Consider the following 15,164-nt stretch of genomic DNA (forward strand, 5'->3'; position numbering starts at 1 on the left):
CGGCGCGGGGCGTCGTCGCGCGCGGCCGTCCCCTGGCGGTCGGGTGACGGTCGGGGTCGAGGCGCCGTCACGGAAGGAGGACCCGGAAAGAGGACCCGGGAGGGGGCCCGGGAGGGGGCGGGACGGCGCGGGCCCCGGCGGACGAGGCGGAAACGGGGCGGGCATGCCGCCGGCCCGGCGGTGCGGGCGGCGGAGCCGCACGCACGGCCGGGCACGGGGCCGGGCACGCCTGCCCTGGTGTCAGGTGGACAGGAGACGGTGGAACAGGGCGCGGTACTGGCACAGCGCCCGGCGCAGGCTTTCCGTGTCGGCCTCAAGGCCCTGGCTCCACTGGCTCTCCAGCGTCTGCCGGTGCAGGGCGAAGGTGTCGGCCAGGGTCCTCATCACGTCGCCGACGAGCACGTCCGCCGCGTGGACCGCCTGCCGGGGGTCGTCGACGAACCGGCCCTGGACCTCGTGCCAGCGCCCGCGGAACCGCTCCTCCTCCGCGGGGGCGAGCAGCTCCGGGATCCCCTCGGCGTCCGCGCCGGTGTCGGGCCGCGCGGAGCCGGTGTGGTCCGGCCGCGGCTCCGCGCCGCCGGCGCCGTGCGCGTTCCCCCGCGGGTCCCGCGGGGCGGGTGCGGAGGGCGCGGCGTGACGGGGGTGACCGCCGTGGGCGGTGGCCTCCGGCGCGGGGGGCGCGGGGACGGGGGGCGCCTGGGCGGGGGGCGCTGAGGGCATGGGCGGGTTCTGCCGCGCGCCCTGCGGCGCGGGCGGGTACGCCGGCGCCGTTCCCCGCGGCGGCGCGGGCCGGGGCCGCGCGTTCCCGGGATCGACGGGCCGGGTCGGGTCCTGCCCCGGCTGCTCGTGCCGGGGCGGGGTCGGGGCGACCGTGGGGCTGCCCGGGGCCGCCGAACCGGCGCGGGGACCCGGCGGCGCGGGCGGGGCGGACGACGGCGCCCGGGGCGCGGCCCGCCGGTGGTCCTCCTCCCCGGCACCGCTCTGCCGCGGCGGGGTCGGCGCGACCGTCGGGCTGTGCTCCGGCGGCCGCTGCGGGTCGCCCCCGGCCGTCCCGGACGCGGGACCGGCGGGGGCGGGACGGCCTCGTCCGGTCCCCGTGCCGGCGTCGTCGGCCGCGCGTCCGGGGCGCTCGCCCGTCGGGTCGGCGTGGTGGCGGCGCTCCGGTGCCTGAGTCGTGCGCTCGGACGTGTCGTGGTGTCGCATCTCTCCTGCCTCCGCGTCAGGACCGGCGGGTGCCGGTCGGCTCGCCGTCGGCGAGCAGGTCGTCGAAGAGGGTGCGGTAGTGGGTCATCGCACCCCTCAGCTGTTCGGTGGTGGCGGACTTGTGGGTGCTCAGCGCGTGGACCTCCAGGGCCGCCCGGTAGTGCTCCAGGGTGCGGCCGTGTCGCACGGACAGGTCGCGCAGCCGCTGCTCGTACCCCTCGTCGGGGTAGCCGCGGTCGCGCATCAGGGCGGCCACCAGCTCGTCGGCGTCGTGGACCGCGGCCTCGGGCCGGTCCACGAACTCCTCCTGGACGCGCATCCAGCGCCGGGCGTACTGCTCCCGCGCCTCGCCGGGCACGGGCTTGATCTCCAGGTCGGCGAAGCGGCGTTCGCGGGCGTCCAGTTCCTGTTCGGCGGCGCGTCTGCTGCCGGTCGTCTCGACGGCCCGTTCGTACTCGGGCCCGAAGCGGTCGCGCAGTCGCGTTCGCCGCCGGCGGTCCACCGCCAGACCGGCGACGAAGCCGGCCACGACGACGACCGCGACGACGACCAGGACGATTCCGGTCGACATCGGCTCACACCCTTTCGCGTTCTCTCGCTGAGTCGCGCTGTTCCGTCCCGGCCCTTCGGTGACCCCGGGACTTTCATGGAAGTCCGCGTGCCCCACGGCCCCGACGCCAAACCGGGCATCCGAGGACGAACCGCTGGGCCGCTCACGCGCGGCGCCCGCCGCGTCCGGCCCCGTCGCGGCGCATGATGGGAGGGGCACCGGCGCGGGCCGGGGCCCGGCGGCGAAGGGCAGGCTGGTACCCGTGGACGTCGACACCCTGGGTTCGGTCCTGGCCGACGTGCTGGCCTCGTCCCACCGCCTCGCGCCCCGGGCGATCCCCCGTCTGGTGCGGGACGCCGGGCGGCGGCTGGGGCTGACCGGGGCCCGGGTGTACGTGGCCGACCTGCAGCAGCACGGTCTGGTCGCCCTTCCGACCCCCGAGGAGGCACGCCGGCTGGTCGCCGACGAGGGGACCGTGGACCTGGAGACGCTGCCCGTCGACAATTCGCTCGCCGGACACGCCTACCGCACCGAGACGGTGCGGCTGAGCCGTCCGGACGCGGGCGGGGGCGACCGGACGGGATGGATCCCGGTCGTGGACGGCATCGGCCGGGTGGGCGTGCTGCGGGTGACCGCCCCGGAGCTCGACCCTCCCCTGCTCCACCGGTGCGAGGCCCTCGCCGGCCTGGTCGCCATGATCCTGGCGACCAAGCAGCCGTACAGCGACGTCCTGGCCCGCACCATGCGCACCCGGCCGATGAGCCTGCAGGCCGAACTGCTGTGGGCGTTCCTGCCGCCGCGCACCATCGGCACGGCGGCGGTGACCTCCAGCGCGGTCCTGGAACCGGCGTACGAGGTGGGCGGGGACGCCTACGACCACAGCCTGGCCGGAGACGTCCTGCACCTGGCGCTCCTGGACGCCATGGGCCACGACCTCGCCTCCGGCGGCTGCAGCGCCGCGGCGCTGGCCGCCTGCCGCTCCACCCGACGGGCCGGCGGCGGCCTCGGCGACATGGCCGTGGAGATCGACCGGACCCTGGAGCGCTGGATCCCCGAGCGGTTGCTGACCTGCGTCATCGCCGACCTCGACACCGCCACCGGGCGGCTGGACTGGATCGACTGCGGCCACCCTCCCCCGCTCCTGATCCGTGACCGGCACGTCGTGACCGGCGCGCTCGACCGCGCCGTCCATCCGCCCCTCGGGCTGACCGGGTACGGCATGCCGCCGCCGCCCGTCCACACCGCCCAGCTGGAGCCCGGCGACCGGCTGCTGCTGTTCACCGACGGCGTCACCGAGGCCCGTTCGGCCACCGGCGAGCTGTTCGGCGAGGGGCGGCTGGCCGACGTCGTCGTCCGCGCCCTGACCGAGGGCCTCCCCGCGCCCGAGGCCCTGCGCCGTCTGATCCGGCACATCCTCGTCCACCACGACCAGCGCCTCCGCGACGACGCGACCATCCTGCTCGTCGAATGGCATCCCGGGCTCACCGACCGCGGATCAGGGGTACTCCCTCGTCTGCTCCTCGCGCCCCTTGCCCGGACGCCTCCGCTTGGCGGCGTGGCCACCGGCGTCCTCGCGGCCGCCGGTACCGCTCCGGCCGGACACGGCCTCGTCCGCCTCCCGCCGGGCCTCCTCGTCGCCGCTCTCCCCCACCGCGTGCGCCGGAGTGGTACGGGCGCGCGGGCCGCCCCGGTCCCTCTTCTCGCGCTTCTTCCCGCTCATGCGTCCTCCTTCGGTCGCGGGAGGGGCCGGGCCCTCCTCATCGGTCCGGGCCCTCCTCATCGGTCCGGGCCGTCCTCCGGGGTGGTCCAGGAGTCGCGCCGCGCCCCGGCCGGCGGCGGCTGGGTGACGCCGGCGGACCTCCGTCTGCGGGCGACGCGCCGCGAGCCCCACCAGAACGCGGCGAGCAGCACGGCGACCAGGACCACTCCCACCAGGATCAGGAGCAGCGAGGACGATCCGGAGGCGGCGAGTCCGGAGGCGGTCACAAGGGAGACAGGCATGAATCGGCCTTCCTCTGGTAGGAAAAGTCGGTCAAACCGCAACATTCGCGCGCCTACCCGCATCCCGGCGACCCAATCACGGCGTCCCGTGCGCACCGGCGCGGGCCCGCTTGCCCGGGGCCTCCACGTCGGCCCCGGTGGCCACGGGCGCGTCCCGGCGGGCCGCCGGCAGCGGGCCCGTACGGCCGCTCCGGCGCGGCGGCGGAGAGCCGGAACGCGCCGGTGCGCGGGTGTCACAGGGCGCTGACGATGGCCTCCACGCGGTCCTTGGCGTCACCGAAGAGCATGGTGGTGTTGGGGCGGTAGAAGAGGGGGTTCTGGACGCCCGCGTAGCCGGAGGCCATCGAACGTTTGAAGACGACGACCTGGCCGGCCTCCCACACGGTCAGGACGGGCATGCCGGCGATGGGGCTGGCCGGGTCCTCGGCTCCGGCCGGGTTGACCGTGTCGTTGGCGCCGATGACGAGGACGACGTCGGTGTCGGCGAAGTCGCCGTTGATCTCGTCCATCTCCAGGACGATGTCGTACGGGACCTTGGCCTCGGCCAGGAGGACGTTCATGTGGCCGGGGAGGCGGCCGGCGACGGGGTGGATGCCGAAGCGGACGTCGACACCCTGGGCGCGGAGCTTGGAGGCGAGTTCGGCGACCGGGTACTGGGCCTGGGCGACGGCCATGCCGTAGCCGGGGGTGATGATGACGGAGCGGGCGGCGGCGAGGAGTTCGGCGGCGCCCTGGGCGGTGATCTCCTGGTGCTCGCCGTAGTCGACCTCGGAGCCGGCGGGGGCCTCGATGCCGAAGCCGCCGGCGATGACGGCGAGGAAGGAGCGGTTCATCGCCCGGCACATGATGTAGCTGAGGTAGGCGCCGGAGGAGCCGACGAGGGCGCCGGTGACGATCAGCAGGTCGTTGCCGAGGAGGAAGCCGGAGGCGGCGGCCGCCCAGCCGGAGTAGCTGTTGAGCATCGAGACGACGACCGGCATGTCGCCGCCGCCGATGGATGCGACCAGGTGCCAGCCGAGGGCCAGGGCCAGGGCGGTGGCGGCGACGAGCAGCCAGAGGGCGGGCTCGACGGTGAAGCGGACGGTGAGGACGAGGAAGAGGGCGAGCGCACCGAGGTTGAGGGCGTTCTTGCCGGGGAGCGTCAGCGGCCTGGAGTCGACGCGGCCGGCGAGCTTGAGGTAGGCGACGACGGAGCCGGTGAAGGTGACGGCGCCGATGAAGACGCCGACGAGGACCTCGGCGTGGTGGATGCCCAGGGTGCCGAGCGCGTCGAGGGCCGCGGCCTCGGTGCCGCCGGGGTGGTGCTCCACGTCGAGGTAGCCGTTCCAGCCGACGAGGACGGCGGCGAGGCCGACGAAGGAGTGGAGCAGGGCGATGAGTTCGGGCATGCCGGTCATCTCGACGCCGCGGGCGCGCCAGAGGCCGATGAGCGCGCCGGCCAGCATGGCGGCGGCGAGCAGTCCGGCGGCGCCGGCGCCGAGGCCCCGGTCGGCGGCGAGGACGACGGTGGCGACGAGGGCGACGGCCATGCCGAGCATGCCGAAGGCGTTGCCGAGCCGGGCCGACTCGTGCTTGGAGAGTCCGGCGAGGGCGAGGATGAAGAGCAGGGCGGCGACGAGGTAGGCCGCCTGGGCGGCGTGGGTGGCGGACATGTCAGCTCCTGTTGAACATTCCGAGCATGCGGCGCGTCACCGCGAAGCCGCCGAAGACGTTGATGCCGGCCAGCAGGATGGCGAGGGCGGAGAGCACGGTGACGACGGTGTCGCCGTGTCCGATCTGGAGCAGCGCGCCGACGACGATGATCCCGGAGATCGCGTTGGTCACCGACATCAGCGGGGTGTGCAGGGCGTGGTGGACGTGCCCGATGACGTAGTAGCCGATGACGATCGCGAGGACGAAGACGGTGACGTGGGGCAGGAGCGCGGCGGGGGCGAAGCCGACGACGAGGAAGAGCGCGAGGGCGCCGAGGGCGACCCCGGTGAACCGCCGCCCCGGGCTCATCGGCGTCTTCACCGGGGAGACGGGGACCGGGGTCCTGTCGGCGGGGGTCGCGGGGGCGGCCGACACCTGGACGGGCGGCGGGGGCCAGGACGGTTCGCCGTCGCGCACGACGGTCACGGAGCGCTGCACGGGGTCGTCCCAGTCCAGGACGAGCCGGCCGTCCGCGGCGGGGGTCAGGAGCTTCAGGAGGTTGAGGAGGTTGGTGCCGTAGAGCTGGGAGGCCTGGGCGGGGAGGCGGCCGGCGAGGTCGGTGTAGCCGAGGATCGTCACGCCGTTCGCGGTGACGGTGCGCTCCCCCGGTACGGTGCCCTCGACGTTGCCGCCGTTGGCGGCGGCCATGTCCACGATCACCGAGCCGGGTCTCATGGCGGCCACCGTCTCCGCGGTGATCAGCCGGGGCGCGGGGCGGCCGGGGACGAGGGCGGTGGTGACGACGATGTCGGCCTCGCGGCACTGCTCGGCGTAGAGGGCGGCCTCGCGGGCCTTGTAGTCGTCGCCCATCTCCTTGGCGTAGCCGGTCGCCGACACCTCCGTCTCGGGGGACTCGATCGCCAGGTACTCGCCGCCCAGCGAGCGGACCTGGTCGGCGACTTCGGGGCGCGGGTCGGTGGCCCGGACGACCGCGCCGAGCGAGCCGGCGGTGCCGATGGCGGCGAGTCCGGCGACGCCCGCGCCGGCGACGAGGACCCGGGCGGGCGGGACCTTGCCGGCGGCGGTCACCTGGCCGGTGAAGAAGCGGCCGAACTCGTGGGCCGCCTCGACGACGGCGCGGTAGCCGGCGATGTTCGCCATCGAGGAGAGGACGTCCATGGACTGGGCCCGGCTGATGCGGGGCACGGCGTCCATGGACAGGACGGTGAGGGGGCGCCGGCCCAGGTCCTCGACCATCGCGGGGTCGAACGCCGGGGCGAACAGGGCGATGACCGTGGCTCCGGGGCGCACCCGGTCCAGCCGCTCCGGCTCCGGGGCGTTCACGCCGAGCACGACGTCGGCCGCCACCGCCTCGCCGACGCGGGCGCCGGCCGCCTCGTACGCGCTGTCGGCGAAGCCCGCCGCGGCGCCCGCGTCCGGGTCGACGACGACCTCGTACCCGAGCCCGCGGATCTTCTCGACCGTGGCGGGCGTCGCCGCCACGCGCCGCTCGCCGTCCCGCGCCTCCTTGAGGACTCCGACAATCACCACACCCCTCCGTTCGCCGCTGTCGCCCCCACCTTGGCCTCCCCCGGCGCCTCCGTGAAGAAGGCTCGCGCGCGGACGTCCTGATGCCGCCCGCCGCGGGGAGGACGCCGTCGTCGTACCGGCATCCGACGATCGTTCACGTATATGAATTCGCAGGAAGTCCGGGCTAGGGTGGGCCGGGCCGGGTCCGACCGGTCGACATCCCGAACGTGCCCAGCTGACCAGGCGGTATTCATGACCCTCTTCGACATGCCCCTCGACCGGCTCCGCGACTACCGCAGCGAGTCGGTCGAGCCGGAGGACTTCGACGCGTTCTGGGCGAGGACGCTCGGCGCGGCGCGGAAGCACGGGCTGGACGCCCGGTTCGAGCGCGTGACGACGGGGCTCGCGACGGTGGAGACGTACGACGTGACGTACTCCGGTTTCGACGGGCAGCCGGTCAAGGGCTGGTTCGTCGTCCCCGCCGGGGTCACCGAACCGGTGCCGGTCGTCGTGGAGTTCCTGGGGTACGGCGGCGGGCGCGGGCTCGCGCACAGCCATCTGCTGTGGGCCTCGGCCGGGTTCGCGCACTTCGTGATGGACACCCGCGGCCAGGGCAGCGGTTGGGCGCCCGGCGACACCGCGGACCCGGTGGGCAGCGCGCCGGCGTTCCCCGGCTTCATGACCCGGGGCGTCGAGGACCCGGAGACGTACTACTACCGGCGCCTGTACACGGACGCGGTGCGCGCGGTGGAGGCGGCCCGGTCGCATCCGCTCGTCGACGCGGAGCGCACCGCGGTGACCGGGATCAGCCAGGGCGGCGGCATCACCATCGCCGTCTCGGGGCTGGTGCCGGACCTGGTGGCGGTGGCGCCCGACGTGCCGTTCCTGTGCGACTTCCCGCGCGCGACGACGGTCACGGACCGGACGCCGTACCGGGAGATCGGCAACTACCTGAAGACGCACCGGGGCCGGGTGGAGCGGGTGCGGGAGACCCTCGCCTACTTCGACGGGGTGCACTTCGCGGCCCGGGCGACCGCGCCCGCGCTGTTCTCCACCGCGCTGGAGGACCTGACGTGCCCGCCGTCGACGGTGTTCGCCGCCTTCAACGCGTACGCGCACGAGGACAAGGCGATCGAGGTCTACGACTTCAACGACCACGAGGGCGGCGGCGCTTTCCAGCAGGCCGCGCAGCTCGCCTGGCTGCCGGAGCGGCTCCGCGCCCGATAGCCCCGCCGCCCGCCTTGGTCTGGACCTGTCGGCCGTCCGGCGTCAAGCTGGGCCCATGGACTTGGAGTTGCGGCACCTGAAGACGGTCCGGGCCATCGCCGAGGCCGGCAGCCTCACGCGCGCGGCGACCGCCCTCGGACTGGCGCAGCCCGCCCTGAGCGCCCAGCTCAAGCGGATCGAACGGGCCCTGGGAGGCGCCCTGTTCGTACGCGGCCGGGACGGCGTCCGGGCCACCGCGCTCGGCGACCTGGTCCTCGACCGGGCCCGGGTGGTGCTGCCCGCCGTCTGCGAACTCCAGGAGGAGGCCGTCCGGTTCGCCCGGGACGGCGCCACCGGGCACCGGCTCGGCGGGACCCACGGACCGCTGCTCGGCGGCCTGGTGGACCGGCTCGCCCGGGCGGAGCCGGACGCCCAGGTGACCACGTACACCTCCTGGTCGGAACGGGACGTCGCGCGCGGAGTGGTCGCCGGGCGGCTCGACTTCGCACTCGTCGGCGTCTGCGGGGAGAGCACCCCGCCGGAGGCGGGACGGCTCGCCTGGACCGAGGTCGCCCGCGACCCGGTGTACGTGATGCTGGCGACCGGCCATCCGCTGGCCGCCCGCCCGCGGGTCGCGCTCGCCGAACTGGCCACCGCCGACTGGACGGACGTGCCCGGCGACGGCTGCTTCGGCGACTGCTTCGCCGCCGCGTGCGTCCGGGCCGGCTTCACCCCGGCCCGGGTGTACGAGACGGACACCGCCTCCTGCGTCCACCTGGTCCAGGTGGGCCGCGCGGTGGGCCTCTGCCGGGCGACCTTCCCGGCCACCCCCGGCATCGTCACCCGCCCGCTGACCGGCGCCCCCCTCGTCTGGCGCCACCTCCTCGGCTGGCACCCCGAGGGCCGCGCGGCCGCCCGCGCCGCGGCCGTCCTCGCCCACTCCCGCGAAGCCCACGCCGAGGCACTGGCCCGCAGCGCGGGACGGACGGCGGACGCGGGGCCCTGAGGGGCCGGCCCGGCGCCCCGCGCAACCGTCCCGGGGGCGGAGCACCCGCGCCGTCGGGGCCATAACGCGCGGGAGGGGGCCGACCGGAGGGTCCCCTCTCCCCCGGGCGCCTTCCTACGGTTCTCGGCAGATCCCCCACCGAGAACCGAGGAGACTCCCCATGCTCCGACGACACGCCCGCGCGGCGTGTACCGTGCTGGCCGCCGCCGGGATGGTGCTGGCCGGCCTTCAGGCCGGGTCCGCCACCGCCGCCCCGCCCTCCCCCGGGACCGCCCCGGCCGCGCGGAGCGCCGCTGCCGCGCTCGGCGCCACCGAGGCCCAGCCCGAACTGCTCGCCGCGATGGGCCGCGACCTGGGCCTGACCCGGGCCCAGGCGGAACGGCGACTCGTCAACGAGGCCGAGGCGGGCGGAGCCGCCGCCCTGCTCCGCGACCGGATCGGCGGCTCCTTCGCCGGGGCCTGGGTCGACGGGGCCGAGTCCGGCTCCCTGACCGTGGCCACCACCCGCGCCGCCGACCTCGCCGCGATCCGGGCGGCCGGGGCCACCGGCCGGCTCGTCCGGCACGACCTGTCCTCGCTGGAGCGGGCGAAGGCCGCCCTGGACCGGCTGGCGGGCGCCGACGCGCCGGTGCGGTACGTGGACGTGCGCGCCAACGTCCTGGTCGTCGAGGAGGTCCGGGCCGGCGCCGGGGCCCGGCTCGCGGCGGCCACCGGGGTGCCGCGGGAGCTGGTGCGGGTGGAGCGGAGCGCCGAGGCGCCGCGCCCGCTCTACGACCTCCGGGGCGGCGACGCCTACTACATGGGCGGCGGCGGACGCTGCTCGGTCGGGTTCCCGGTCACCCGGGGCACCACCCAGGGCTTCGCGACGGCCGGCCACTGCGGCCGCGCCGGCCAGACCACCAGCGGCTACAACCAGGTCGCGCAGGGCAGCTTCCAGGGCTCGATCTTCCCCGGCAACGACATGGCGTGGGTCGCGGCCAACAGCAGCTGGACCTCGACCCCGTACGTGAAGGGCGCGGGCGGTGCGAACGTGCAGGTCACGGGCTCCGTGCTCCAGCCCGTGGGCTCCTCCGTCTGCCGCTCCGGCTCCACCACCGGCTGGCACTGCGGCACCGTCCAGCAGCACAACACGAGCGTCACCTACCCGGAGGGCACGATCTCCGGCGTGACCCGGACGACCGTGTGCGCCGAGCCGGGCGACTCGGGCGGCTCGTACATCTCCGGCAGCCAGGCCCAGGGCGTCACCTCGGGCGGCTCCGGCAACTGCTCCAGCGGCGGCACCACGTACTTCCAGCCGCTGAACCCGATCCTGTCGAACTACGGCCTCACCCTGAAGACCACCGGCTCCGACCCGGGCCCCGGCCCCGGCCCGGGCGAGCCGGAGCCGGGCGGCACGTGGAAGGCGGGCACCGTGTACGCGGCCGGCGCCACGGTCACGTACGGCGGTTCCACCTACCGCTGCCTCCAGGGCCACCAGGCGCAGACGGGCTGGGAGCCGCCGAACGTCCCGGCGCTCTGGCAGCGGGTCTGACCCGGACGGCGCCACCCGCCCCCGCCGGGCGGGTGGCGCTCCGGCGTCACCGCGCCCGTCCGCGGGCGTGGAGGACGTGGGCGCCCAGCGCGAGCCCGGTGTGGCCGACGAGTTCGAGACCGCAGTCGGCGAAGAGGCGGGCGTACTGGCCGGCGGTGCGTTCCCGGCCCCCGGTGTTGCACAGCATGTGGAGGTCCCACGCGGTGGCGAGCGAGGGGGCGCCGTCGGCGGGCAGGAGGCGCTCCACGACGAGGAGGTCCGCGTCCGGCGCCATGGCGGCGGCACAGTACCGCAGGATGCTCCGGCAGCGCTCGTCGTCCCAGTCGTGCAGGACCCGGGAGAGCAGATAGACCCCGGCCCCGGAGGGCACGTCCGCGAAGTCGCCCGCGCGGAGGTCGCAGCGCCCGTCGAGCCCCTCGGCGGCCAGCCGCGCCCGCGCCGCGGCGAGGACGTGGGGACGTTCGAGGAGGACGCCGCGCAGGTCGGGGTGGGCGGTCAGGACGCGGCCGAGGAGTTCCCCGGTGCCGCCGGCGATGTCGACGACGGTGCGGCGCCCCTCGGCGGCGGCGGTGAGGACCGGGTGGCCCGGAAGGGCGTCGAAGAGGAGCCCGCTCGACACCATGGACCGGTCGAACAGGTCGGCGAGCGCGGGATCGCGGGCGAAGTGGTCGAAGTGGTTCTCGCCGTAGAGGTGGTCGAAGCCGGGTTCCCCGCTGCGCACGGCGTGGGCGAGGTGCGCGAAGGACTGGTAGAAGGGTCCGCCGTACATCAGCGCCAGGGGCCGCATCGAGTACCGGGCCCCGGAGCGCAGCAGCGCGCCGGCGTCGGTGAGACGGAAGCCGTCCGGCCCCTCGGCGACCACGCCCAGCATGGCGAGGTAGCGCAGCAGGACCGCCAGGCTCTCCGGGTGGGCGCCGACGGCGCGGGCCAGCTCCGGGACGCCCGTCCCGGCGGCCCGGTCCATGGCCTCCGGGAGCCGGAGTTCCGCGCACGCCGCCAGGGCCTGCGTGGTCCACGCCCCGGTCAGCTGCCGCAGGAGCGTTTCCGCCGGCTGCGGGATCCGGTCCAGATGCTCGGCCAGGACCTCCCGGTGATCGCCGCTCGCGTACAACTCCACGCGCGGGTAAGGGGTCTTGGTGGACTCGGGGGCGGAGAAGTAGAAGACGGTGCCGTCCTCGTGCGGGTTGTAGCCGCCCCCGTCCGCGACCGCGCCGTGCCGCGCGAAGCCCGCCAGCAGCCCGCGCAGCACCAGCGGGTCGGGGCGCTCGACGTCGAAGGCGAGGTGGGCCTCACGGTCCCGTACCCGTTCGTCGGCGGCGATCCCGGCCAGCGGGGACCCCGGCGGCACGGTCATCACGAACACCTCGACCGCCCTCCGCTCCCCGGCGGGACCCCGGACCCCCGGGCGGAGAATCCTTACGTCAAGATCGGCGGGACGGCGGGCGTAGCGGACGGCGAGGCGGTCGCGGACGACGACGCTGGGCTGCGCCTCCGCGTCGGGGACCAGCCCGCAGGCCGCCAGCTCCGCCCCGAGCGCCGCCTCGCCGGAGGGGAAGACCAGCAGGGCGGCGTGCGCGAAGCGGCACCGGTCGGTGAACGCCCGTAGTTCGGGGCCGTCGAGGCCGGGCAGGACGCGCGCGAGCAGGAGGGAGGTGTCCTGCTCCCGGACGAACCGGGCCGCCGCCTCCAGCCGTCCCGCGTCGCCACCGGCGGTCGTCGCCGGCGTCGGGCCCGGAGGAGCGGGTGCCGGAGGAGCGGGTGCCGGAAGAGCGGGTGCCGGAGGAGCGGGTGTCGGAGGAGCGGGTGTCGGACATGCGGGCATGGCGGAGCGTCGTTCGGAGTGCATTCCCTGTCCAGGGTGGAGGAGGAGTGGGACGGACCCCCACGCGGCGGGGCCACGCGGGGCGGAGGAGGTGCGCGGGAGAAGGAAGGTGAGGGGGCCTCAGATGCCCGTGTAGTGCTCGGCGAACCAGTTCCGCTGGGACGCGGAGTCGCGCAGCGCGGTGATCCGCGCGTACCGCAGGCGCTCCTGGAAGAGGGAGTCGCGCCCGGGGCCCGGGGTGTCGTGCAGCAGGCGGATCATCCAGTGCGAGAACTCCTGGGCCCGCCAGATGTGTTCGAGACACCGCTCGGAGTAGCGGTCGAGGCCCGCGGAGTCGTCGTGGGCCAGGGCGTCGACCAGCGCCAGGGCCAGGAGTTCGGCCTCGAGGACGGCGAGGTTCGCCCCCTTCGCGGCGGACGGGCTGATCAGGGAGGCGGCGTCGCCCACGAGGAACAGCGCGCCGTGGCGCAGTGGTTCGAGGACGTCGGACTCGAGGTCGACGACGGCGCGCTGGACGATCCGGCCGCGCCGCAGGGGCCCGTACGCGGACGCCCGCATGCGCAGGTCGAGTTCGTCCCAGACCCGGTCGTCGTCCCACGCCTCGGCGCGGGTGCCGCGGGCGCACTGGAGGTAGTAGCGGGTGACGTCGGCGGAGCGGGCCATGTGCCCGGCGAATCCCCGCGGGTGGACCGCGTACCCCACGGCGTCCAGGCTCGGCGGCGCCTCGGCGAGCAGGCCCAGCCAGGAGACGCCGTGATCGCGGTGGTGGCGCACCGCGCCGGGTGGCAGGGAGCGCCGGCCGACGCCGTGGCGCCCGTCGCAGGCGGCGACGTACCGGGCCCGCCACCGCACGGGGCGCCCGTCCTCCTCCCGCACGGTCACCGTGGGGGCCGGGCCGTCCGCGCCGGAGACGGCGACCGCCTCCGTGGCGAAGCGGACCCGTCCTCCGGCGTCGAGGAACCGGGCGAGCAGGTCGGTCACCAGCTCGTGCTGGGGGTAGACGGTGTGGGGCTCCCCCTTGCCGAGGCCCCGGTAGTCGAGGCGGAAGCGGCCGTCCTCGGTGCGGAACTCGCAGACGCCGTGCTCCCGGCCGTGGCGTCGCACCCCCTCGCCGATGCCGTTGCGCTCCAGGATCCGCACGGTGTTCGGCGCGAGGAAGCCGGCACGGGCCCGGTTCTCCACGCAGTCGCGGTCGGCGCGTTCGAGGACGACGCAGTCGACGCCGTGGCGCAGCAGGATGTTCCCCAGCACCAGACCCGCGGGACCCGCCCCGACGATGACCACGTCCGCGAACTCCCCCGCGACCTGGGCATACTGACTCTCTGTCACAGCAGTGGATCATAAGCACGGGAAAAGCCCCGAACGCTCCAGGATCACCCGTATGCACCCATGGGCGAGAAAAAGGATTCGCCTGGGGCGCCGCCGTCCGATACGTCCGGGACCGGCCCGGCCCTGTCCCGCCCCGCGTCCGGCCCGACCTTGTCCCGTCCGCCCCTCAGGGACGACGGACCGGGCGGCGGCTCAGGAGCGACCGCCCTCCAGGGCCGCCTCGTAGGCGTCGTCGGGGTCGAGGTGGCGCAGCTCCTCGGCGATCAGCTCCGCGGTCGTGCGAACCTTGAGCGCCATGACGCGGCTCGGCTGGCCGGGGATGGCGAGCCGGGCGACCGGGCCCTCCGGGCGGTCGATCCGGACCTCCCCCTGCGGGGTGCCCATCCGGACGGCGGTCACGACCGGCCCCTCGGAGACGATCCGCTCGACCGGGATGCCGAGCCGGACCTCGAACCAGCGGGCCAGCAACTCGGCGCTGGGGTTGGCCTCCTCGGCCTCCACCGCGGCCGAGACGACCTCCGTGCCGGCCTGGTCGAGGGCGGCGGCCAGCATGGAACGCCAGGGGGTGAGCCGGGTCCAGGCCAGGTCGGTGTCACCGGGGGCGTACGAGACGGCCCGCGCGGCCAGCGCGCGGAGCGGGTCCTCGACCGCGTACGAGTCGGTGATCCGCCGCTGGGCGAGGGCGCCGAGCGGGTCCTTGGAGGGGACGGCCGGGGCGTCGACCGGCCACCAGACGACGACGGGGGCGTCGGGCAGCAGCAGCGGCAGCACCACCGAGTCGGCGCGGGCGCCGAGTTCGCCGTGGAGGCGGAGCAGCACCGTCTCGCCCGAACCGGCGTCGGTGCCGAGCCGGACCTCGGCGTCGAGCCGGGTGACGTTCCGCTCGCGCGGGGAGAGCGCCCGGCGGCGGATGACCACGAGGGTGCGCGAAGGATGCTCCTTCGATGCCTCGTTGGCGGCCCGCACCGAGTCGTAGGCGTTCTCCTCGTCGGTGACGATCACCAGGGTGAGGACGACGCCGACGGCGGGGGTGCCGACGGCCCGCCGGCCCTCCAGGATCGCCTTGTTGATCGCGCTGGAGTTGGTGTCCGTGAGATCGATCTTCATTGCCCGGCGCCCGTCCCTTCCTCTGCGGCGAGCCTAACGCCCGCGCGGCGTTCAGTGGTCGTCGGCCGGCTCCCCGCCGTCGGCCGCTCCGTCGACGGCCTCCTCGGCGGCCCCGTCGGAGGCCCCGGCGGCGGCCCGGGCCTGGGCGCGGGGGCGCCCGACGGGCGCCCCCGCCCTAGACCCCACGCGGACCCGGGTGGGCCACACCCCACCGCCGGAGAAGACCTGCCACGGGGGGGGGGCCAGG

12 protein-coding genes and 1 pseudogene are annotated in these 15,164 nt (G+C 75.6%); 4 read left to right on the top strand and 9 right to left on the bottom strand.

All coding sequences use genetic code 11. The annotated features are described in order from the left end of the window. Positions 1-240: 240 nt before the first annotated feature. Both ACFQ8C_RS33450 and ACFQ8C_RS33455 read right to left on the bottom strand, forming a co-directional pair. Positions 241-720: a hypothetical protein gene (locus ACFQ8C_RS33450; protein ID WP_383465137.1), complete on the bottom strand. Its 480-nt coding sequence runs from the start codon at positions 718-720 to the stop codon at positions 241-243. Positions 721-1,219: 499 nt separating this feature from the next. Next, a complete protein-coding gene (locus ACFQ8C_RS33455) occupies positions 1,220-1,774 on the bottom strand; it encodes a hypothetical protein (protein ID WP_383465139.1) in 555 nt (184 codons plus the stop codon). Positions 1,775-2,510: 736 nt separating this feature from the next. Here ACFQ8C_RS33455 and ACFQ8C_RS33460 point away from each other — a divergent pair. After that, positions 2,511-3,215, top strand: a pseudogene (locus ACFQ8C_RS33460) (PP2C family protein-serine/threonine phosphatase); the annotation flags it as partial. 314 nt (positions 3,216-3,529) lie between these two features. Here the strand turns inward: ACFQ8C_RS33460 and ACFQ8C_RS33465 are convergent. The 3 genes from ACFQ8C_RS33465 to ACFQ8C_RS33475 all read right to left on the bottom strand — a co-directional run bounded on the left by ACFQ8C_RS33465 (position 3,530) and on the right by ACFQ8C_RS33475 (position 6,934). Further along, positions 3,530-3,817 (bottom strand): DUF6479 family protein, encoded by a 288-nt coding sequence (locus tag ACFQ8C_RS33465; RefSeq protein ID WP_383465156.1) that lies wholly within the window; start codon positions 3,815-3,817, stop codon positions 3,530-3,532. 170 nt (positions 3,818-3,987) lie between these two features. After that, positions 3,988-5,406 (bottom strand): Re/Si-specific NAD(P)(+) transhydrogenase subunit beta, encoded by a 1,419-nt coding sequence (gene pntB / locus ACFQ8C_RS33470; protein ID WP_383465141.1) that lies wholly within the window; start codon positions 5,404-5,406, stop codon positions 3,988-3,990. Position 5,407: 1 nt separating this feature from the next. After that, on the bottom strand, positions 5,408-6,934 hold the full coding sequence (locus ACFQ8C_RS33475; protein ID WP_383465158.1) for a Re/Si-specific NAD(P)(+) transhydrogenase subunit alpha: 1,527 nt from the start codon (positions 6,932-6,934) through the stop codon (positions 5,408-5,410). Between the two features lie 234 nt (positions 6,935-7,168). Between ACFQ8C_RS33475 and ACFQ8C_RS33480 the strand changes: the two genes are divergently transcribed. The 3 genes from ACFQ8C_RS33480 (at position 7,169) to ACFQ8C_RS33490 (ending at position 10,659) form a co-directional block, all read left to right on the top strand. Then, entirely contained in the window at positions 7,169-8,143 is a 975-nt protein-coding gene (locus ACFQ8C_RS33480) for an acetylxylan esterase (protein ID WP_383465143.1), read from the top strand. Positions 8,144-8,198: 55 nt separating this feature from the next. Continuing rightward, the gene (locus ACFQ8C_RS33485; RefSeq protein WP_383465145.1) at positions 8,199-9,128 is read left to right on the top strand and encodes a LysR family transcriptional regulator; all 930 of its coding nucleotides are present in this window, start codon (positions 8,199-8,201) and stop codon (positions 9,126-9,128) included. A 160-nt stretch (positions 9,129-9,288) separates the two neighbouring features. After that, a complete protein-coding gene (locus ACFQ8C_RS33490; protein WP_383465147.1) occupies positions 9,289-10,659 on the top strand; it encodes a carbohydrate-binding protein in 1,371 nt (456 codons plus the stop codon). Positions 10,660-10,705: 46 nt separating this feature from the next. On the opposite strand, the gene ACFQ8C_RS33495 is transcribed toward ACFQ8C_RS33490, so the two are convergent. The 4 genes from ACFQ8C_RS33495 to ACFQ8C_RS33510 all read right to left on the bottom strand — a co-directional run bounded on the left by ACFQ8C_RS33495 (position 10,706) and on the right by ACFQ8C_RS33510 (position 15,103). Next, entirely contained in the window at positions 10,706-12,481 is a 1,776-nt protein-coding gene (locus ACFQ8C_RS33495; protein ID WP_383465149.1) for a methyltransferase, read from the bottom strand. A gap of 120 nt (positions 12,482-12,601) precedes the next feature. Next, on the bottom strand, positions 12,602-13,810 hold the full coding sequence (locus tag ACFQ8C_RS33500) for a 4-hydroxybenzoate 3-monooxygenase (protein WP_383465151.1): 1,209 nt from the start codon (positions 13,808-13,810) through the stop codon (positions 12,602-12,604). A gap of 192 nt (positions 13,811-14,002) precedes the next feature. Beyond that, a complete protein-coding gene (gene opcA, locus ACFQ8C_RS33505) occupies positions 14,003-14,917 on the bottom strand; it encodes a glucose-6-phosphate dehydrogenase assembly protein OpcA (RefSeq protein ID WP_383465153.1) in 915 nt (304 codons plus the stop codon). Positions 14,918-14,968: 51 nt separating this feature from the next. Beyond that, the gene (locus ACFQ8C_RS33510) at positions 14,969-15,103 is read right to left on the bottom strand and encodes a hypothetical protein (RefSeq protein ID WP_383465154.1); all 135 of its coding nucleotides are present in this window, start codon (positions 15,101-15,103) and stop codon (positions 14,969-14,971) included. Between the last annotated feature and the right edge of the window lie 61 nt (positions 15,104-15,164).

This window comes from Streptomyces sp. NPDC056503 (assembly GCF_042794995.1).
In the GTDB taxonomy this organism is placed as follows: Bacteria; Actinomycetota; Actinomycetes; order Streptomycetales; family Streptomycetaceae; genus Streptomyces.